Source organism: Streptomyces sp. NPDC051569 (assembly GCF_044454085.1).
GTDB lineage: Bacteria > Actinomycetota > Actinomycetes > Streptomycetales > Streptomycetaceae > Streptomyces.
Genome location: NZ_JBITDJ010000001.1, coordinates 1 through 20,964, shown reverse-complemented (window position 1 = coordinate 20,964; position 20,964 = coordinate 1). Strand labels below are relative to the sequence as shown.

8 protein-coding genes and 1 pseudogene are annotated in these 20,964 nt (G+C 71.1%); 8 read left to right on the top strand and 1 reads right to left on the bottom strand.

What is annotated here, in order from left to right; all coding sequences use genetic code 11:
* The first annotated feature begins 307 nt into the window (after nucleotides 1-307).
* The 7 genes and pseudogenes from pglW to ACIBAE_RS00015 all read left to right on the top strand — a co-directional run.
* Nucleotides 308-4,936 (top strand): BREX system serine/threonine kinase PglW, encoded by a 4,629-nt coding sequence (gene pglW / locus ACIBAE_RS00045; protein WP_399281428.1) that lies wholly within the window; start codon nucleotides 308-310, stop codon nucleotides 4,934-4,936.
* Between the two features lie 62 nt (nucleotides 4,937-4,998).
* Entirely contained in the window at nucleotides 4,999-8,682 is a 3,684-nt protein-coding gene (gene pglX, locus ACIBAE_RS00040) for a BREX-2 system adenine-specific DNA-methyltransferase PglX (RefSeq protein WP_399281427.1), read from the top strand.
* A gap of 24 nt (nucleotides 8,683-8,706) precedes the next feature.
* Nucleotides 8,707-12,600: a phage resistance protein gene (locus ACIBAE_RS00035; protein ID WP_399281426.1), complete on the top strand. Its 3,894-nt coding sequence runs from the start codon at nucleotides 8,707-8,709 to the stop codon at nucleotides 12,598-12,600.
* Nucleotides 12,600-15,503, top strand: a complete 2,904-nt coding sequence (gene pglZ / locus ACIBAE_RS00030) for a BREX-2 system phosphatase PglZ (RefSeq protein WP_399281425.1) — start codon at nucleotides 12,600-12,602, stop codon at nucleotides 15,501-15,503. The genes ACIBAE_RS00035 and pglZ overlap by 1 nt, the downstream gene beginning before the upstream one ends.
* Nucleotides 15,504-15,555: 52 nt before the next feature.
* On the top strand, nucleotides 15,556-16,899 hold the full coding sequence (brxD, locus tag ACIBAE_RS00025; RefSeq protein ID WP_030881239.1) for a BREX system ATP-binding protein BrxD: 1,344 nt from the start codon (nucleotides 15,556-15,558) through the stop codon (nucleotides 16,897-16,899).
* Between the two features lie 56 nt (nucleotides 16,900-16,955).
* On the top strand, nucleotides 16,956-19,094 hold the full coding sequence (locus ACIBAE_RS00020; RefSeq protein WP_399281424.1) for a DEAD/DEAH box helicase: 2,139 nt from the start codon (nucleotides 16,956-16,958) through the stop codon (nucleotides 19,092-19,094).
* Between the two features lie 14 nt (nucleotides 19,095-19,108).
* Nucleotides 19,109-19,300 (top strand): annotated as a pseudogene (locus tag ACIBAE_RS00015) (hypothetical protein); the annotation flags it as partial.
* 96 nt (nucleotides 19,301-19,396) lie between these two features.
* Here ACIBAE_RS00015 and ACIBAE_RS00010 read toward each other — a convergent pair.
* Nucleotides 19,397-20,143 (bottom strand): DNA-methyltransferase, encoded by a 747-nt coding sequence (locus ACIBAE_RS00010; protein ID WP_399281423.1) that lies wholly within the window; start codon nucleotides 20,141-20,143, stop codon nucleotides 19,397-19,399.
* 636 nt (nucleotides 20,144-20,779) lie between these two features.
* Between ACIBAE_RS00010 and ACIBAE_RS00005 the strand changes: the two genes are divergently transcribed.
* Nucleotides 20,780-20,902 (top strand): transposase, encoded by a 123-nt coding sequence (locus tag ACIBAE_RS00005; protein WP_399281422.1) that lies wholly within the window; start codon nucleotides 20,780-20,782, stop codon nucleotides 20,900-20,902.
* Nucleotides 20,903-20,964: the final 62 nt, after the last annotated feature.

The window sequence follows — 20,964 nt, the reverse complement described above, 5'->3', positions numbered from 1 at the left end:
GGAGGGTCTACAAAGCGCTCTTGGCGCATGCTCACGAGTCGTGGGGAGCCAGACGGAGGCGTCGTCAGATCAAACCTGCGTCGTCGCTACCTCCGGCCGCCGGCTCCGAATCCGCCGTCCGCGAAGAGCTGGCCGGATTGCAGCCGCGGCCGCGCTGTCAGCAGCCCAGCGCTGTCCCCCACCTCACGTGCCTTTACGGTCTAGAATTTCGGACGGGAGCGTTTGCAGGGTTCCTGGGTCGCACACCGGTGAGGGCTCCGGCCGGACCGCAGATGAGCCGAAACGGTGAGACGGGGTAGGGAGCCGCATGGAGGATGGCCGCTGGACGACGGTCACCGCGTCCGAGTTCGAGCACGAGCGCCGCGGGCTGGACGCCATCCGTCGGCGACTGCCGGACGAGGAGCCCTGGCGTGCCTGGTCGAACTTCACGTTCACGGCGAACAGCGGGCACGTCCGCGAGGTCGACCTCATGGTCGCCGCCCCGGCGGGCGTGTTCCTGGTCGAGCTGAAGGACTGGCACGGCTCGGTGGGCGGCGGCGGCCGGGAGTGGGTACAGACCACGCCGGGCGGCGCACAGCGCCAGCACGGCAACCCGCTGCATCTGACGAATCAGAAGGCGAAGGAACTGGCGGGCCTGATCGGCAACGTCGTGGGCCGCGGTCCCGGCAAGCCGCGGATCTGGGTCGGCGAGGCGGTCTGCTTCACGGACGACGCGCTTCAGGTCCACCTCGCAGGCGCGGACCGAAACGGCGTGTACACGATCAAGCAGCTCGTGGACATGCTGGCCGCCGTGCCGTCGGATCCCCGCCGCGAGGTCACGGCGGCGGTCTCCCGCCAGGTCGACTCCGCGCTCAAAAAGCTCGGCCTCTCCCCCGTCCGTCGCAAGCACGAGGTGGGATCCTACCTCCTCGACGCAAAGTCGTTCGACACGGGCCCCACCTGGGCCGACTACCTGGGCCGCCACACCCAGCTCAACGACCTCGCCCGCGTGCGGGTCTTCCTCAGCGAGCGGGGCGCCACGGCCACCGAGCGGGCCTCGGTGGAGAAGGCGGCCGCGCGGGAGGCGACGGTCCTCAGCCGGTTCCAGCACCCGGGCGTCGTGCGGCTGAAGAGCTACCTGCCGTCGGGCCACCCGGCCGGTCCGGCCATCCTCTTCGACTACCACCCCGAGACGCTGCGGCTCGACGACTACCTCGTCCAGCACGGCGAGCGCCTCGACCTGCGCGCCCGGCTCGGCCTGGTGCGCCAGCTCGCGGAGACCGTCCGCTCGGCGCACTCCCGCCGCCTGCACCACCGCACCCTGTCCGCGCACGCGGTGCACGTCATCCCGCGGGACCGCGGCCCGCGCGGCCGCGAGCTGGGCGAGGAGCAGCGCTGGCTCGGCCCCCGGCTGCAGATATCGGACTGGCAGATCGCCTCGGGGCACAGCACCACCCAGGGCAGGCCGCTGACGCTGGCGACGTCGCACCTCTCCGGCCTGCACGTCGCCCAGCAGGCCGATCCCTACCTCGCGCCCGAGCTGCGCATTCCGCGCGCCGACCCTGTCCGGCTCGACGTCTACGGGCTCGGCGTACTGACGTACCTGCTGGTCACCGGGCAGGCGCCGGGCGCGGATCAGAGCGAGGTGATGTCCCGGCTCGAGTCGGGCGAGACCCTCGCGCCGAGCGCGCTGGTGAACGGCCTCAGCACCGACGTCGACGAGCTGGTCGAGGCGGCCACCTCGTACGAGCCGAGCCGCCGGTTGTCGACCGTCGCCGACTTCCTGGAGATGCTGGAGTACGTCGAGGAGGCGTTCGCCGAGAAGGACGGGGCGGGCGGGGAGCCGCCGGCCGACGGGTCGCCGCCGGAGAAGAACGAGCCGGAGAAGGACCCGCTGGAGGCGGTCGCAGGCGACGTGCTCGCCCGCCGCTGGGAGGTCGTCCGGCGGCTCGGCACGGGTTCGACCTCGCGCGCGTTCCTCGTCCGCGACCGGGACGGCGAGCCGCGCCGCAGCGGCAGCCTGCCGGTGGCAGTGCTCAAGGTCGCGCTGAGCGAGGCCAAGCACGTCGTCCTCGACCGCGAGGCGGAGGTCCTGGGCCGCATCCACCGGGACTCCAGCATCATCGGGCTCTACGAGAAGGAGCCGCTGACGCTGGCCGACCGCCGGGTGCTCGCCCTGGAGTACGTGGGCGACAGCCGCGCCCTCGACTCGGAGGGCAGGTCCGCCCGTCGGGAGGACACCGTCGCCCGCCAACTGCGGGACTACGGCCGGCTGTGGACGGACCAGTTGGAGGCGTACGGGAAGTACCTGTTCGGCGCGGTGAACCATCTGGAGGGTGAGGGGATCTGGCACCGCGACCTCAAGCCGGACAACATCGCCATCCGGATCCGCCCCAACGGCACCCGCCAGCTCGTGCTGATCGACTTCTCGCTTGCCGCGTACCCGGCGAAGGAAATCGACGCGGGCACCGAGGGGTACCTCGACCCGTTCGTCGGGATCATCACCCGCGGCACGTACGACGGCCACGCCGAGCGGTACGCGCTCGCGGTGACTCTGCACGAGATGGCGTCGAGGGAGCTGCCCCGCTGGGGCGACGGCTCGGTGACGCCCCGTCAGACCGATCAGAAGGACTGGCCGTACCCGCAGCTCGCGGCGGACGCGTTCGACGACCCGGTCAGGGCGGGCCTGGTCGAGTTCTTCCGCAAGGCGCTGGCCCGGGACGTCAAGGACCGCTACCCGGACCTGAAGCCGATGGAGAGCGCGTGGAACGCGGTCTTCCTCGATGCCCGGCGGACCACCGCGCCCAGCTCCCGGCACGGGAGCAAGGTGGCGGAGGGCATCGAGGTCCGGCCGGAGCCGGAGATCGGCCAGGACGACGACGCCTCGGCCGAGGAGATCCGCGACCAGCAGGCCGAGCGGGTAGAGCGCTCAACGCCGCTGTCGGTGGCGGGTCTGACGCTCGCCGCGCAGTCCCAGCTGTTCGCCCTCGGGCTGCACACCGTCGGGGACGTCCTCGACTACTCGGTGCGGAAGTTCCTCACCGCGCCGGGCATGGGCGCGGTCACCCGCACGGAGATCCAGAACCGGCAGAAGCTGTGGAACCGCCGCTTCGGCAAGGCGGCCCCGGCGCCGACGAGCGCGGCGGCGGTCAGGGCCGCCCAGGAGGAGGCGTCCGAGCTGGAGCGGGCGGCTGCCGATGCGATCGCGGAGGGCGGCAGCACGAAGGCGGACGTGCTCGCCGTGCTGAGCGTGGAGTCGCTCGCCTCGCGTCTCGTCCCACGCCCGTCGGGCGGCAGCGGCAGCGGCAGGTCCAACACGACGGAGCGTGAGGCCGTCCGGCTGCTCCTCCGGCTGCCCGACGAGAACGGCGAGTTGCCCGGCACCGTGCCCTGGGTCCGGCAGCTCGACGTCGCCAAGGCGCTCGACCTGACGGCAGGGCGCATCCCACAGATCGTGAAGAAGATCCGTAAGCGCTGGTCCGACGACCCGGCCCTCGAGATCCTCGCCCAGCAGGTCATCGAGCTGATAGCCGAGCGTGGCCGGGTAGTCCCGGTGCTCGAACTCGCCGACGCGCTGATCTTCCGGCGCGGCAGCACCACCTCCGGGCGGCGCAACCGCCGCGCGCTGGCGCTGGCGCTGCTGCGCGCGGTCTGGGAGCGGGAGCAGTACGACAACGAGACACCCCTGCGGTTCCGGTACTTCCACGCCCGGCTGGCCAAGGGTGCCGATCCTGTCCTCGGCCTCATCGCCATGGACGTGCGCGAAGGCGTCGACGGGGCGGACACTCCCACCGCACCCGCCCTCCAGGACTACGCGCTCCGGCTCGGCACCCAGGCCGACGAGCTGGCCACCCAGGAGTCCCTGCCGACGGCGAGCACGGTCCTCACCAAGCTGAACGCGGTGAAGCAGCCGCCGGGCAGCCTGGACTGGGACGAACGGCGCGTCGCCGAGATCGCCGTCGCCGCCTCGCCGGGAGCCGCACTCACCCCCCGCCTGGAGGTCTACCCGCGCGATCTCGACCTCGTGCGCGCGCTGCGGATCACCCAGGCCGGTGTGGTCTCCTGGCAGCCGGGCGAGACGGAGGAGCGCCAGCCCGGCCTCACCGTCGACGCCCTGCACAAGCGGGTCACCAACCGCTTCCCCGAGCTGGGCGACGACCCGCTGCTCCCCCGCGAACTGCCCGACGGCAGCACGCTGGTGCGGCTCCTGAAGCAGGCCGGCTTCGAGCTGAAGCTCGCCACCAGCTACCACGGCGTGCTCCGGCTCGTCCCCGACCTACCCGCCGGCGAGCTGAGCAGCCATCTCACGTCCGCGAGTTGGGGGCTCTCCACCTCCGTCGGCCGCCGGTCCGCCCCGACGCAGTACGACGCGGACGCGGCCGTCGCGGCGGCGGTCAAGGCCGAGCAGCGGCTCGCGCACTCGGCGCGCCAGGACGGGTTCCGGGTGCTCACCGTGCCGATCCGGGGTGCGGAGGCGGCGGTCGCCCGGCTCGCCGGGGAGCCGTACGGGGCAGACGTCGTGTCCCTGACCGGGCTGTTCCTCGCGGAGCTGCGGGCCGTCATCGACGAGGCGGAGCGGCCCACCTGGGAGACGGTCCTCAGGGCGGACGCGGCCGATGCCGGCACCCGGCCTCACCAGCAGTTGCGGGTCCGGACCGACAAGGCATGGGGGCGGGTCGAGCCGCTTCTGCGGGAGCGGCTGGCGGACGGCAACGGGCCGTTGCTGCTCACCGACACCGCCGTCCTCGGCCGGTACGACGCGTTCGACGTCCTCGGGCGGCTCGCGGAGGAGACGCGACAGGGCGGCCGTCCTCTGTGGCTCCTGGTCGCGCAGTCCGATCCGGCACGTCCGCCGAGGCTGGCCGGGCTCAGCGTGCCGTACCAGGCCGGGTTCGACGAATGGGTCGTCGTCCCCAACGCGTGGGTGGCGCACAGACACCTTGTGCCGGACGCCTGACCGGCGTCCCGTCGTTTCCCCTTCTTCCCGCATCTCCTTTCTCATCGCTCCAGGAGCCGTCCGTGATCGACCGCAAGAGCAAGAGCCTCCTCCACGATCTACAGAAGCAGGTCAAGGCGGCGGAGACCGACCTGGAGGCGCAGGTCAAGGCCGTTCCCCACGTCGGGGAGCGACTGCGGGGCGAGTACGACCTGGCGAAGAAGCTCGGGCGGACGGCGGCGACGTGGAACACGTGGCTCGGGGATCGCGTCACGCAGGTCGCGGTGGCATGGGTGCTGGGGACGGTCTTCCTGCGGTTCAGCGAGGACAACGGGCTCATCCCGGAGCCGTACATCACCGCGCCCGATGTCTCCGGGCGCGAGGTCGCGCAGGCGCGGTACGACGAGTACATGGCGGCCGATGCGGACCCGACGTACCGGGGGTGGCTGGAGCGGGCCTTCGAGGAGTTGGGGGCGGGGCAGGCGGGGCGGTTGCTGTTCGACCAAGACCACAACCCGCTGTACCAGATTCCGTTGTCCCATGACGGGGCCGGTGTGCTGTTGGCGTTCTGGCGGGAGCAGCGGGCGGGGGACGGGGTCGAGGGTGCGGGCGGCTCCGTGCTGGTGCACGACTTCACCGACCTCTTGAGCGAGGACGGGACGGAGGGATGGGACACGCGGTTTCTCGGGGACCTGTACCAGAACCTGAGTGAGGCCGCGCGGAAGACGTACGCGCTGCTTCAAACACCGGAGTTCGTCGAAGAGTTCATCCTCGATCGCACGATGAAGCCGGCGGTCCGGGAGTTCGGCTTCGAAGAGCTGAAGATGATTGACCCGACGTGCGGGTCAGGGCACTTCGTCCTCGGGGCGTTCCGTCGGCTCACGCGGTTGTGGGCGGAGGAGCGGCCGGAGGTCGGGCCGTACGAGCGGGTGCGGGCGGCGCTGGAATCGGTGCATGGGGTGGACCTGAACCCGTTTGCGGTGGCGGTGGCGCGGTTCCGGCTGCTGGTGGCGGCGATGGCGGCGAGCGGGATGCGGACGTTCGGGGTGGCGGGCGCGTACGAGTGGCCGATCCAGTTGTCGGTGGGGGATTCGCTCATCAAGGACCGGCAGCTGGAGTTGCAGTTGGGGCTCGGGGAGGAGGGGGCGCCGGGAGATCCGCTGGCGGACTTCTCGTATGCGACGGAGGACGTGCAGAAATTCCCGGGGATTTTGCAAGAGGGGCGATATCACGTGGTGGTGGGGAATCCCCCGTACATCACAGTAAAGGACAAGAACCTAAACGAGCTGTACCGGAAGCTGTACGACGCGTGCGCGGGGACATACGCACTCTCCGTCCCGTTTGCTCAGCGCTTTTTCGAACTTGCCAAGCGGGGCGGGGGCGACGGGGCTGGGTACGGCATGGTCGGCCAGATCACCTCGAACTCCTTCATGAAGCGGGAGTTCGGAACGAATCTCATTGAGGACTACTTCGCGCACAAGGTTGAGCTGACCGAAGTGATCGACACATCCGGGGCCTATATTCCAGGGCACGGAACACCAACGGTGATCCTCGTAGGACGACCGATGGAGGGCTCGCGGCGACAGGAATACATCCGGACTGTAAGAAGCGTGCAGGGTGAACCGTCGGCTCCCTCGGAAGCCAAGGACGGGCTCGTTTGGCGGGCAATTGTTGAGCAGATCGATCGACCGGGCAGCAGCGGCCATTGGGTCTCGGTGGATGACTTGAATCGCAAGCGCTACTTCGCGAAGCAGCCCTGGATTCTGGCCTCTGGAGGACAAGAGCTCACCGAAACCTTGTTGACGGAACGTCGCCTCGTTCAAGTCATCTCTCCCGGCATCGGACGCGCCGTCCGAGTAGGCGCCGACAGCGCTTACTTGAGGCCGATTCGAAGCACATACCAGACTGAGGAAAATAGTGTTGCTCTACGCCCATTTCTCAGTGGCGACGTAGTAAGGGACTGGAGTGCCAAGGCGGAGGAAACCATCTGGTTTCCATACATCAAGAATTCCGACGTGCAAGCGCTTCAAAACGAACTCTGGCCTTTCCGATCCCTGTTGCGAAAGCGCCGCACCTTTCAAGGCGAAATGGAAGACGCCGGCTTGAACTGGTGGGACTACATGCAGTTCACGCCATCTGCATACTCCACCCAATTTTCCATCATGTTTGCCTTCGTAGCGACACACAACCACTTCGTGCTTGATCGCGGCGGCAATGTTTTCAATAGGCACGCACCCGTGATCAAACTGCAGCCGGGAGCGACTGAAGAAGAACACGTGCGGCTGCTCGGCCTACTCAACAGCTCCACAGCCGGGTTCTGGCTCAAGATGGTGAGCCATAACAAGGGATACACTGTGGACACCCTAGGTGCGCGACAGTCAACAATTCCGTTTGAGGACTTTTACGAGTTCACCGGCACAAAGCTCCAGGAATATCCACTCCCTGTGGGATACCCCACCGCCCTCGCCACAGAAATCGACGTCCTCGCCCAGCGGCTCGCCGCAACCAGCCCCGGCGCCCTCACCACTGAGTCCGTCCCCGTTGCCCCCGCCCTCCGCGACGCCCACACCCGCTACACCTCCACCCGCGCCCGGATGATCGCCCTCCAGGAGGAACTGGACTGGCAGGTCTACTCCCTCTACAACCTCCACTCCGAGGATCTCCGCCTCCCCGCCCCGGACGCTGTCCCCGAACTCGCCCTCGGCGAGCGCGCGTTCGAGATCGTTTTGGCGCGCCGCGTGCGGGACAGCGAGGCCAGCAACGAGTGGTTCAAGCGCCACGGCTCCACCCCCATCACGGAGATCCCCGCCCACTGGCCCGAGGATTACCGCACCCTCGTCCAGAAGCGCATCGACGCCATCGAGTCCAACCGCGCCATCGGCATGATCGAACGCCCGGAGTACAAGCGCCGCTGGGCCACCGAGGGCTGGGACTCCATGCGTCAGAAGGCCCTGAAGTCCTGGCTTCTCGACCGCATCGAGGACCGCGCGTACTGGTTCGACGCGAACGATAACCCCACCCTCACCACCCTCACCCGCCTGACCGAAGCCCTCTCCACCGACGACGACTTCACCTCCGTCGCCGACCTCTACGCCCCCCGCCAGGACCTCGCGAAGACCGTCCGCGACCTGCTCTCCGAGGAGCACGTCCCCTTCGTCTCCGCCCTCCGCTACAAGCCCGCCGCCCTCAAGAAGCGCGCGGACTGGGAGCACGTCTGGGACCTCCAGCGCGAGGAAGACGCCGCACCGGACGAGCCCGCCAAGCGGAAGATCCGCGACCGGACCCCCGCTCCCCCGAAGTACACGTCCGCCGACTTCCTCAAGCCCAGCTACTGGCGCGCCCGCGGCAAGCTAGACGTCCCGAAGGAGCGATTCCTCTCGTACGGCACGGTAAACGCCCAGTCCCCCGAGCTGTACGGATGGGCCGGCTGGAACCACCAGGACCAGGCCCTCGCCCTCGCCTCATTCATCCAGACCGCCGACCTCGGCGACGACGAGATCGTGCCGTACCTGGCCGGCCTGCTGGAGCTCCAGCCCTGGCTGGACCAGTGGCACGGGGAGTACGACGCCGACTTCGGCGCCTCCCCCGCCGTCGAGATCCGCGGCTTCCGGCAGAGCAAGCAGGGCGACCTCGGCCTCACCGACGACGCCCTCCGCGCCTGGCGCCCCGCCCCCGCCACCCGCGGCCGGGCAGCCGGAAGGGCCAAGAAGACGGCCGCCCCGCGCAAGCGCACCACGACCCAACCGACCATCGATACCGAAGCCTGAGACAGGACGAGGAGCGTAGACGACATGGCATTTCTCAGCAGGGCCCCTCGTCCCGAGGACCGCCCCCTCCTCCGGGAGCTCATCAAGATCCCCGAGACGGTGTCGACCTCCGACTTCGTCCTGAAGCTCGGCGAGGCCGTCACGGCTGAAGGCGCCGAGGCCGCCCTGCGGAACTATGTTGTCACCGACCGCCTCCTGGGGAACTTCGACGAGGCCCTGGACCTCATCAAGTCCGCGCTGGACGGCCACTCCTCCAAGGCCGCCTACCTACACGGCTCGTTCGGTTCCGGTAAGTCGCACTTCATGGCGGTCCTGTACGCCCTGCTCTCCGGCAACCAGGCGGCCCGCGAGAAGCCCGAGCTGGACCCCGTCCGCACCCGCCACGCGTGGCTGGACGCGGACGACCGCAAGTTCCTGCTCGTGCCGTACCACATGCTCGGTGCCAAGTCCCTGGAGCAGCGCATCCTCGGCCGGTACGTGGAGCACGTCCGTAAACTGCACCCCACCTGCGACCTGCCGCAGGTGTATCTGACCGACGGCCTGTTCGAGGACTTCGCCGAGCAGCGCAGGCGGCACGGCGACGACTGGGTGATCGCGCAGCTCGCGGAGGCGGGCGGCCAGTCGGACGAGTGGGGCGAGTCGTTCACCTGGGCCCCGGAGCTCCTGGACCGAGCGGTCACCGCACAGGAGGAGCACGAGAACACCAAGGGGTTCGACCTGCTCAACCCCTCCACCGACCAGGAGCTGCGGGCCCGTCTCGTCCAGGACCTGACGAAAACGCTGTTCCCGTCCTTCTCCCGCAACGCTTCCGAGAACGCCGACGGTTTCGTCTCCCTGGACAAGGGTCTCGGTATCATCGCCGCGCACGCCAAGTCCCTGAACTACGACGGCCTCGTCCTGTTCATGGACGAGCTGATCCTTTGGCTCGCCACCCTCATCCACGACCAGAAGGCGCTCGGCCGCGAGGCCGCGAAGGTCACTAACTTCGTGGAGGGCGCGGACGAGCGGCGGGCCATCCCGGTCGTGTCGTTCATCGCCCGCCAGCGCGACCTGCGCGAGCTGGTCGGCGAGGAGATGTCGGGGGCCGCCGAGGCGGCCGTGCAGGACACACTGAAGTTGAACGGCGGCCGGTACGACTCGATCGTCCTGGAGGACCGCAACCTGCCGACGATCGCGCAGGCCCGCCTCCTGAAGCCCCTGAATCACGAGGCCGCCTCACAGGTCGAGGCCGCGTTCGCCGAAGCCAAGAAGCTCGGGCCTGATGTCTGGGACACACTGCTCGGCAACGCCAAGTCGACCACCGGCGCCGACGAGGACGCGTTCCGGCGGACGTACCCGTTCCCGCCGGCGTTCATGGACACGCTGGTGCACATCTCCGGGGCGCTGCAGCGCTCCCGTACGGGTCTGAAGCTGATGAGCCAGCTCCTGGTCGCCCACCGGGATGACTGGCGGCTCGGCCAGCTCGTGCCGCTCGGTGACCTGTACCCGGCGATCGTGGGAGGCGGCGACAAGGCGTTCAGCGGTGAGACCAGCGTGCACTTCGAGGCCGCTGACAAGCTGTACCGGGACAAACTGCGCCCCTACCTGCTGAAGGCCAACCAGGTCACCGAGGACGACGTCGAGACCTACCGGCGCCGTCCCGAGACTCTCACCGACCCGCAGGTCAAGGCCCGCTGCCGGGACTTCACCGGGGACAACCGGCTGGTCCAGACGCTGCTGCTCTCGGCACTCGCCCCCAGCGTCCCCGCGCTCTCCGACCTGACGCTCGCCCGGCTCAACGCCCTGAACCACGGGTCGATCACCACCCGGATCGCCGGGACCGAGATCGGCCGCCTTGAGCAGAAGACGAAGGACTGGGCGGCGACCGTCCCGGAGATCAAGGTCACCGGGACGGGTCCCGGCGCGGTCGTCCGGCTCGAGTTGACCGGCGTCGACCTGGACGCGGTGCTCGCCAACGCGCAGGTCCACAACAACCTGGGCAACCGCCGCGCCAAGATGCGCACCCTGCTCAAGGACGCGCTGAAGGTGAACGACGGGCCCGGCGGGTTCGACGCGTACGACGTGCTCGACCTGGTGTGGAAGGGCACCGAGCGGCAGGTCGAGGTGGTGTTCGGGAACGTCGCCGACAGCGACTCGCTCTCCGACACCGCGCTGCGGCCGAACCGCGACGACGCCTGGCGGCTCGTCGTCGACTACCCGTACGACGAGGGCGAGTTCAGGCCGATGGACGACGTCGTCCGCCTGAACACCCTTCGCGAGCGGCCCGGCGGTGACGCGCGGACCCTGGCCTGGCTGCCCACCCACCTCACCGACGCCACCCGCGCCGACTTCGAGCGGCTGGTCGTCATCGACAAGGCGCTGTCCGACGAGGCCCGCTTCGACTCCGACTTCGCGCGCAGTCTCAACGCGGACGACAAGGCGCGGGCCAAGGGCATGCTGCAGTCGCAGCGGGAGACGCTGACCGAGCGGGTCCTGATCGCGCTGAAGCAGGCGTACGGGCTCTCCGACAAGAAGGAAGGCGTCGTCGACCTCGGGTTCGACCAGCACCTTGTCGCCCAGCAGCAGGTGGCCGATCTGCGGCTGCCGATCGGCGCGCAGATGCACGACGCCGCACGCCGGTTGGCCGGGCGGCTGCTTGCCCACCAGTTCCCGGCTCACCCCGACCTCGACCCCGAGAACACGGGCAAGCCCGTACGGCCGGCCGAGATCAAGACGGTCTTCGAGTACGTGCGCCAAGCGGCCGAGGACCGCGACGCGCAGGCCGAGGTCGACGCCAAGGACCGCAAGGTCGTCGCCCGGATCGCGGGCGGGCTCGGGCTCGGCGTGATGCGGGAGGCGTACTACCGGCAGTCGACGTTCTGGCTGGACCACTTCAACGGGCAGGCCCGGCGGGAGGGTGTCGTCGAGCCGTCGGTGGTGAAGCTCTCCGACTGGAGCGACCTGCCGGATCCGCGCGGGCTGCCCGAGGCGCTGGTGCGGCTTCTCGCCGCCGCGTACGCGGAGATGTCCGACCGGGTGTGGGTGCGCGGCGGGGTCGCCGTCGAACCGGCGCCGGTGCCCGCCGAGCTGAAGCGGGACTACGCGCTGCGGGAGCAGCCGCGGCCGAGCCAGGACGACTGGGACGAGGCGCGCGTGCGCTACGAGACGGTGTTCGGCACCCCAGCCCCGAAGCTGCTGCGCGGGCCGATCGTGAACCAGTTCGCCGGGGAGATCCGCCGGTCGGCGGGCGCAGTCGCCGACGACGCCGCGCGGCTGGTGAAGGAGCTGGAGAAGCACCGCGCCTTCCTGCGCCTGGACGACTCCTCGCCCCGCCTCGTGCTCGCGCGGCGGGCCGAGGAGTTGGTGAGGTCGGTGCGGGAGGACGGCATCGGTTCGAAGGGCGTGGTGGACCGGCTTGCGGCCTTCGACCTCGGGGAGTTCACCGCCCACCGGTACGGAATGTCGCTGAAGAGCGCGAAGGCCGTGGCCGACGGACTGCAGAAGACCAGCTGGAGCGAGCAGTTGGAGCTGGCCGAGACGCTCGGCCAGGAGGGTGCGGCGATCATGGAGCGGGTCCGGGACGCCGCCGCCGGTGACCCGGGCGACTACCCGGACCTGGCCGGCACGCTGACGAAGGGCAGCAGCGAGGTGATGAGGTTGCTGCGGTCCCGGCAGAACCCGACCCCGACCCCGCAGCCGCCCGTCGCGTCGCAGCCGCCCAGCTCCGGCTCCGTCCCCCTGGACGAGGGCTCCGCCCACCCGCCGGTGCCGGACGTCCCGCGGCCCGCGCCGCGGGACCCGCGGCTGCCGGTGGCCCGCTCCGGCGGCGGCCGGACGACCGCCGCGCGGGCGGCCGCCGAGCTCCAGGCCGAGATCGCCGCGCTCGCCGCCACGCACCCCGACGCCGTCGTCCGGTTCGAGTGGAAGGTCGTCGACTGATGTCCCAGGCCACCACCGCACCCGCCGCCGGGCCGGCGCGGCTGTCCGTGAGCACCGTCCGACAGTTCGCCGGCGCCCGCCACGCGCTGCTCGACGGCTCCGTGCGGGTCATGCTGCTGCGGGGCGAGCCGCTGTGGGACGCGGCCGCCGTGCAGCAAGTGAAGGACGGGACGGCGATGCGGGTGGCGGTGGCGCCGTCCGTGCTCGCGGTGCACGAGCAGATCCTCGCGCACCTCAGCCACCCGGCCGGGGCCCCGCCTGAGCCGCCGGTCCTCGTCGTCCTCACCGACCGGGAGGCCCCCGAGCTCGACCCCGGTCTGCTGGCCCGCGTGTACGGGCGGCGGATCAGGTCCGTCGACAACTGGGAGGTCGTGCAGGAGGCGTTCGGCGCGAGCGGCGTCGACACCCGGCTGCGCAAGGAGACCTGGGCCGCCGAGGCGCTCCTGGACGCGGCGGGATCCCGGGGCTGGCGCCCGATCGGCAAGGGGGTCCTCTCCCGCGACGAGGCCCTCACCCGGCTGGCCCGGCGGCGGCTGCGGCCGGCCGACGAGGCCGACGAATCCGCCGGGCAGCGCCCCGGATCGGGAGAGGCTGACCGGATCGACCCCGCGGCCCTCTTCCGCTGGTCCCTCACCCCCGGCGGTCCCGAGCTGCTGCGGGCGCTGCGCGGACCGGAGCGCGACGGCCTCGCCCGGTTCCTCGCCCAGCCCGACCAGGGCGGCCCGACCGGCACGGTGGTCACCGCCCTCGCGGACGCCGAGCACGGGGCCGACGCCGCCGCGTACGCGGTCGTCTGCGCGGCCCTGTGGCTGCACGCGGAGCCCGACCACGACCTCTACCGGGCGCGGGGCCGCGCCGAGCGGTGGCTCGGCGAGCAGCCGCCCGCCCAGGGCGACGCGCTCGACGTGCTCCTGCGCTCCTTCGCCCACAGCGGCGAGGCCTACGTACGGGGTCTCGTCGAACGCGGCGAGCACCGGCTCGTCGACCCCGTCCTGGCCCGTGCCGCCCAGCTCGTCGCCCAGTTCGGGGCGCAGACAGCCGCGACCGCGAGCCCGCTGCTTCCCGCCGGGCTCGACGCCCGGTTCACCGCCGTCGGGGCCGCCCTGGGCGGCACCGCCGAGGCGGTCGCGGCCGCCGTCACCGCGCTGAGCGGGCACGCGCTCGCGGGTGTCGACGGTGAGACGCGAGCCCGTATCGCTCGGGTCCGGATGGCCGCACGGCTGCGGCGGTGGCTCGCCGCGGGATCGCCGGCCGTCGTCGAGTCGGTCACCGACGGCATACACCGTCAGCTGCACGACCTCGGCTGGGCCGACCTCGCCTTGGAGCACCTGGAGGCCGGCGGCGACCCCGACGGCGTCCTCGCCGCCGCGTACAGCCGGATCGGCGAGGAGGTGCGCGCCGCGCGCCGCGCCCTCGACCACTCCTTCGGCGAGCGGCTCGCGGTGTGGACGGCTGATGGAAGCACCCCGGGGGGCATGCTCACCGTGGAGACCCTCCTGGAGCGGGTCGTCGCGCCCGTCGTGGCCGAGGCAGGACAACGGGTCCTGCTACTGCTCCTCGACGGGATGAGCGCGGCGATCGCAAGCGAGCTGGGCGAGGAACTGCGGGAGCAGTGGGCGGAGTTCGACCCGCTGCCCGCGGCGTCCGGCGCGCCGGTGCGGCGGGCGGTCGCGGCCGCGCTGCCGACACTCACCACGGTCTCCCGCACCTCGCTGTTCGCCGGCGCGCTGACCAAGGGAGACCAGGGCGACGAGAAGCGGCTCATGCCCCGGCACCCCTGCTGGAAGGGCGCCCCGGCCGCGGTCTTCCACAAGGACGACCTGCGCGGTCCCGACACCGGCTCCCCGTTCTCCGCGGCGCTCGCCGAGGCGCTGGGCGACGAGCGCTCCCATGTCGCGGTAGTGCTGAACACCGTCGACGACCGGCTCGACAAGGTGCAGAAACTCGGCGACGGCGCCTGGCACGCGCACGAGATCGCCGGCCTGGAGCCGCTACTGCGGGCCGCGCGGGCGGGCGGCATGACCGTCCTGCTGACCTCCGACCACGGACACGTCATCGAGCGCCGGGGGGCAAAGGTCGACGCGTCCGGCGGGAGCGTCGGCTCGGCCCGGCACCGTACGCCCGGCGGCCCGGTCGCCACGTCCGAGATCGAGCTGTCCGGGCCGCGAGTGGTCTGGCCCGAGCCGGGGTCCCGGATCGTGGCGCTGCGGGACCACGACGTCCGCTATACCGCCCTCAAGGCGGGCTACCACGGGGGGGCGACGCTCGCGGAGTTCACAATCCCGCTGCTGGCGCTGCTGCCGTTCGGGGTGAAAGCGCCCTCGATGTGGCGGGAGTTGGGGGATCCGGCACCTGAGTGGTGGGGCGAGGAGGATTCCGCGTCCGAGGAGGGCAAAGCGGCGGACGGGCGTGCCGCGTCCGAGGCCGACCGCACCGCGTCGGTCGCGCCGCCGGCTGCGAAGCCGCGCCGCAAACCCGCCGCCAAGCCCGCGCCGGCGGGGGCGGTCGGCCTCTTCGGGGAGGACGCGCTCGCCGCGCCGGCCGACCCGCGCACGCCCGCCCCCACGTCGGCGACGCCCGCCGCGGAGCCCGCGAGCGCCGCGGAGGAACTGGTCGAGCGGCTGACGGCGACACCCCTCTTCCAGGGCCAGTTGGACCTGCTCGCGCGCAAGCCGCAGGGACGGGCCGTCCCCCGCGCGCTCGTCGCACTCGTCGAGGCGGGCACCCTGCCGATGACCGCCCTCGCCGAACGCGCCGGGCAACCCGTCGCCCGCGCCCGCGGCTTCGCAGCCACGCTCTCCCAGCTCCTCAACTACGACGGCGCCCAGATCCTGGAGACCCTCCCCGACAACCGCACCCTCCGCCTGCACCGCTCCCGCCTGATCGAGCAGTTCGGCCTGTGAGCGGGCGGGCGGAGGTGCGTCCCTGCGATCGGGCGGATGGGAGACTGAGCAGGTGAACGCGCCAGAATCCTCCACAGCCAGGTCCACCACCGCGGTCGGCGCGGTCCGACGGCGGACGGTGGTGGACGCGCTGCGGCGCGGCGCCGTGCCGGAGAGCGGTCTCGACCTGCTGGCGACCGGACTCGGGAGGTTCGAGCAGGCCGTCGACGAGGAGCTGGACACCGTCGCCGCAGGCGGCGCGGTCTTCAAGGCCGTCCGCGGCGAATACGGGTCGGGGAAGACGTTCTTCACCCGGTGGCTCTGCGAGCGGGCCAAGCGGCGCACCTTCGCCGTCGCCGAGATCCAGGTGTCGGAGACGGAGACGCCGCTGCACCGCCTGGAGACCGTCTACCGGCGGCTGACCGAGCGCCTCACCACCGCCAGCTTCCCGCCGAGCGCCCTGCGGCCGGTCGCCGACGCCTGGTTCTACGCCCTGGAGGAGGACGCGCTCGCCGACGGCGCCGGTGAGGACGAGCTGCCGCAGGCGGTGGAGCGGCTCCTCACCGCCCGGCTCGCCGACGTCTCCCGGCACGCCCCCGCCTTCGCCACAGCCCTGCGCGGCTACAAGCAGGCCCTGGAGGCGGGCGACGAGGCCACCGCCGCGGCGGTGATGGCATGGCTCGGCGGCCAGCCGCACGTCGCCGCGGCCGCCCGGCGCAGCGCGGGGGTCCGGGGCGACCTCGACCACTTCGGCGCGTTCGGCTTCCTTCAAGGGCTCCTCACCGTGTTGCGGGACGCCGGGCACAGCGGGCTCGTCCTCGTCCTGGACGAGGTGGAGACCCTGCAGCGGGTCCGCTCCGACGCCCGCGACAAGGCGCTCAACGCGTTGCGCCAGCTCATCGACGAGGTCCACTCCGGGCGCTTCCCCGGCCTCTACCTCGTCGTCACCGGCACCCCCGCCTTCTTCGACGGGCAGCAGGGGGTCCAGCGCCTTCCTCCACTCGCCCAGCGCCTGGCCACGGATTTCACCACCGACCCGCGCTTCGACAACCCGCGAGCCGTCCAGATCCGGCTGCCCGGCTTCACCGAGGAGTCCCTGACGGGGCTCGGCGCCACCATCCGCGACCTGTACGCCGAGGGCTCCGCCGCGCCCGAACGGATCGAGCGGCTCGCCGACGACGCGTACCTCGCAGACCTGGCGCGGGCGGTGGGCGGGGCGCTCGGCGGGAAGGTCGGCGTCGCGCCCCGGCTGTACCTGAAGAAGCTCGTCGGCGACGTCCTGGACCGCGTCGACCAGTTCCCTGACTTCGACCCGCGCGCTCACTACCGGCTGACTGTGGCCGGAGACGATCTCACCGCCACGGAACGGAACTTCGCGGCGCCGTCGGCGACCTCGGCGGACGACATCGACCTCTGACGGCGGCCGGTGCCGTCCCGGCAACGTCCCGACGAGCCCGAACAGGAGCCCGCCCCGTGCAGGAACCACAGCCTCCCGGCGTCGACCCGCTGGACCGGCTCGACCCCGTCGTACTGCACCATGTCGTCAACACCCTCGGCTGGCCCGACCTGCGCCCCTTCCAGAAGGCCGCCGTCCACCCGCTGATGGACGGCGAGGACGTCGTCCTGCTCGCCCCGACGGCGGGTGGGAAGACGGAGGCCGCCTCGTTCCCCGTGCTCTCCGCAATGCGCGCCGGGAACTGGACCGGCACGTCCGTCCTCTACCTCGCCCCGCTGAAGGCGCTCCTGAACAACCTCGCCCCCCGAGTCGACGCCTACGCCCAGTGGCTGGGCCGCCGCGCCGCGCTCTGGCACGGCGACACCCCCGAGTCCGTACGCCGCCGGATCCGGGTGGAGTCGCCGGACATCCTGCTCACCACGCCCGAGTCCCTCGAAGCCATGCTGATCAGCGTGAAGACCGACCACGCCCGCCTGCTCGGCGGCGTGCGGGCGGTGATCGTCGACGAGGTGCACGCCTTCGCCGGCGACGACCGGGGCTGGCACCTCCTCGCCGTCCTCGAACGGCTCGAACGGCTCACCGGCCGCCGCATCCAGCGCATCGGCCTCTCGGCGACCGTCGGCAATCCGGACGCCCTGCTCACCTGGCTCCAGGGCGCACGCCCGGCCGAGCGCCAAGGGCGGGTCGTCGCACCCGGCGTCACCCCGGCGGCCGCCGGAAGCGCCCGCCCGCCGGGTGAGGTCGAGCTGGACTACGTCGGCTCCCTGACCAACGCCGCCAAGGTTATCTCCGCCCTGCACCAGGGCGAGAAGCGACTCGTCTTCTGCGACTCCCGCCGGCAGGTCGAGGAACTCGGTGCGGCCCTCCGGGCGCGGGGCGTGACGGTGTTCCTCTCGCACGCCTCCCTCTCCACCGACGAACGCACTCGGTCCGAGCGGGCGTTCGCCGAGGCCCGGGACTGCGTCATCGTCTCCACCTCCACCCTGGAACTCGGCATCGACGTCGGCGACCTCGACCGAGTGATTCAAATCGACGCTCCCGGCACCGTCGCCTCCTTCCTCCAGCGGATCGGCCGCACCGGACGCCGGGCGGGCACCACCCGCAACTGCCTTTTCCTCGCCACCACTCCCGACACCCTGCTCCTGGCGGCCGGCCTTCTCGTGCTGTGGTCGCGAGGGTGGGTCGAACCTGTGACGCCGCCCCCCGCGCCCCGGCACCTCGTCGCCCAGCAACTCCTCGCCCTCACCCTGCAGGAGCACCGGATCGGCGACCGGCTGTGGCCCGAGCGGTGGAACGGCCTCGCCCCCTTCGACCGGTCTGCCGCGCCGCTGCTGAAGCACCTGATCGCCGAGGGGTTCCTCAACCGCGACAACGGCATGCTGTTCATCGGGCCCGAGGCCGAGAAGCACTTCGGCCGGCGGCACTTCATGGAGCTCACCGCCTCCTTCACCGCGCCGCCCGAGTTCACCGTGCTCGCCGGCCGGCAGGAGATCGGCACCACCGACCCGCAGGTCCTCACCGAGGAGCGCCCGGGGCCGCGCCGACTCCTCCTCGCCGGGCGCAGCTGGCAGGTCACCTTCATCGACTGGGCCCGGCGGCGCGCCTTCGTCGAGCCCGTCGAGGACGGCGGGGTCGCCAAGTGGCAGGGCGGCGAGGCCCGCGGCCTCTCCTTCACCCTCACCCGCGCCCTGCGCGAAGTTCTCCTCGGCACGGACCCCGACGTCCGCCTCACCCGCCGCGCCACCGCGGCCCTCGGCGAATTGCGAACCGAGCGCGTGCCCCACCAGGTCAGCCCGGCCGGCAACCTGCTGGTCCGCGACGCCGATGCCGTCCGCTGGTGGACCTGGGCCGGCTACCGCGCCAACGCCACCCTCGCTGCGTCCCTCGGCAACCTCGCCGATCCCGTCCAGCGCCCCACCGACTCCCACCTCCGCCTCCGCCAGGACCTCTCCCCCGCCGACTGGCACTCCGCCCGCACCGAACTCCCCGACGCCCTCACCCTCCCCAACGTCGACCCCCGAGCCGTCCGCGGCCTCAAGTTCGCCACCGCCCTCCCCCTCCGCCTCGCTACCGCTACCCTCGCCGAGCGCCTCGCTGACCTCCCCGCCGCCCGAACTACGGCACAAGAACCCGTCAGCCTGGAGTGGCGAACCTGAGAGCCCCGCACGACCGCCCGAAGCACGACGTAATCCTGATGTATCTCAGACTCGACCCGGACACGGTCGAGCTCGAGGAGGGCTTCACCCGGGACATGCGCGGCATCGGGCACCTCGGGACCGGAGACCTGGAGGTCCGTGTCGCTTCGGCGGGCGACCTGGAGAAGGCGGCGCCATTGTTCCGGCGGGCGTTCGTGGCGGCCTGACGCAACGAGAAAGGCGGCTGGTACACCGGTGTCGATGTACCAGCTGCCCTTCGGCATCTGCGGCCTGCCGGCCCTGGACTCTCGCTGTTCTCATGCTCATGCCTCCGGCCCAGCGAGGTCGAAGTCGTCCTGCGAGAGCTCGGCGCGGAGCCGCTTCTCGGCGACGTCGGCGTAGTGCTCGGACAACTCGACGCCCACGAAGCGGCGACCCTCGCGCAGGGCGGCGACGCCGGTGGAGCCGCTGCCGGTGACCGGGTCGAGCACGGTGCCTCCTTCGTGGCAGATCTGTACGAGTTGCCGCATGATCTCGATCGGCTTCTGGGTGATGTGTACGCGGTCCTTGCGGGGCTGGGAGGCGATGAAGTGGCCGGGCAGGTAGAGGTCTCGGTCCTTGGTCAGGCTGCCCTTGACGCCCCAGGTGATGAACTCGGCGGACTGCTTTGACCCGCCCTTGCGGGGCCGGCTGGCGGGCTTGATCCACGGGATCGTCCCGCTCCAGGTCCAGCCCGCCATCTGGAGGGCGTCGGAGGTGGTCGGTTCCTGGCGCCAGTCCGAGAAGACGAGGGCCACCGCGTGCTCGGTAGAGGCCCGGTACGACTCGGTGAGCAGGGCAGTGAGCCAACTGCGGTAGCTCCGCTGGTCCCGGTTCTCTCCGGGGAAGGTCTGCAGGTCGTGCGCGGATCCGCTGGTGACGTACTTGGCTCGGGCGGTGCGGCCGGTGCGGTCCGAGCTGGTGCGTCCGCCGGAGTTGTACGGCGGGTCGGTGATGACGGCGTTGACGCTCTCGTCCGGGAGGGACTTCAGCACGGTGAGGGCGTCGCCTCGGTGCAGCGTGTAGCTCATGTGCGGGGCCTCTTTCAGTGCGCGGCGGGGATGAGCCCGCTTCGGACGGCGTTCAAGCGCAGCCGTTTCGAGCTGGGTTGCGCCGGAGGTTAGCCGCGAGTTCCGGCCGTACCTAACGAGCCGTGTCGTGCTCCGAGGTCGGGGCGGGGAGCCGTTTGGTGCGGCCGGAATCCGGGTCTACTGTCTGGCCACGTCACCGGGTCGGAGCCTCGTTTCACACCCGTTGACCTGCGCTTATTCGTGTCGTCTCGTTCGAACGAGCAGCGCGGAAGGCCCGTTGGCCCTTCCCGAAGCCGTGAGGAGATCCGGTGTATCGCCTGAGATTACGAGCGCGGCCAACTGCCGCGCATGACTGAGACCGGCGTCCGGGAGCTACCAACTCCCCTGCCCCGGGCCCGCCCTCAGCGGCGGATTCACATAGGTGTGGTGCCGGCGGCTTTGCACGAGAAGTCGGCACCACGCCTTCTACGAACATCGAGGAGCCGCTGCGATGCAGCATGTCCTGATACCCCCGCGTCCCGACCCAGCAACGCTCTCCGGCCGGTGTCTGAGGTTCCCCCTGTCGGCTGGACAGCTTGATACTGGGACGGATGGTCCCGGAGGAAGCAGTCACAGGTAGTGAGTAACAAGAGCAACATGAGTAAGCGGTACACGGCCGAGTTCAAGCGGGACGCGGTCGCCTTGGCGTTGTCCTCGGAGAAGACGGTCACCGAGGTCGCGAGGGATCTAGTGTCTCGTGATTCCGTCAGCATTACTTGATCTTGTGTGGCAGGGTCTCTTGCTATGGAGCTCTCCGTGGAACAGGCCGCCGAGTTGCGGGA

Coding starts and splice junctions, on each gene's coding strand:
- pglW (WP_399281428.1), top strand. CDS start 308: ATGGAGGATGGCCGCTGGACGACGGTCACCGCGTCCGAGTTCGAGCAC.
- ACIBAE_RS00035 (WP_399281426.1), top strand. CDS start 8,707: ATGGCATTTCTCAGCAGGGCCCCTCGTCCCGAGGACCGCCCCCTCCTC.
- pglZ (WP_399281425.1), top strand. CDS start 12,600: ATGTCCCAGGCCACCACCGCACCCGCCGCCGGGCCGGCGCGGCTGTCC.
- ACIBAE_RS00010 (WP_399281423.1), bottom strand. CDS start 20,143: ATGAGCTACACGCTGCACCGAGGCGACGCCCTCACCGTGCTGAAGTCC.
- ACIBAE_RS00005 (WP_399281422.1), top strand. CDS start 20,780: ATGAGTAAGCGGTACACGGCCGAGTTCAAGCGGGACGCGGTCGCCTTG.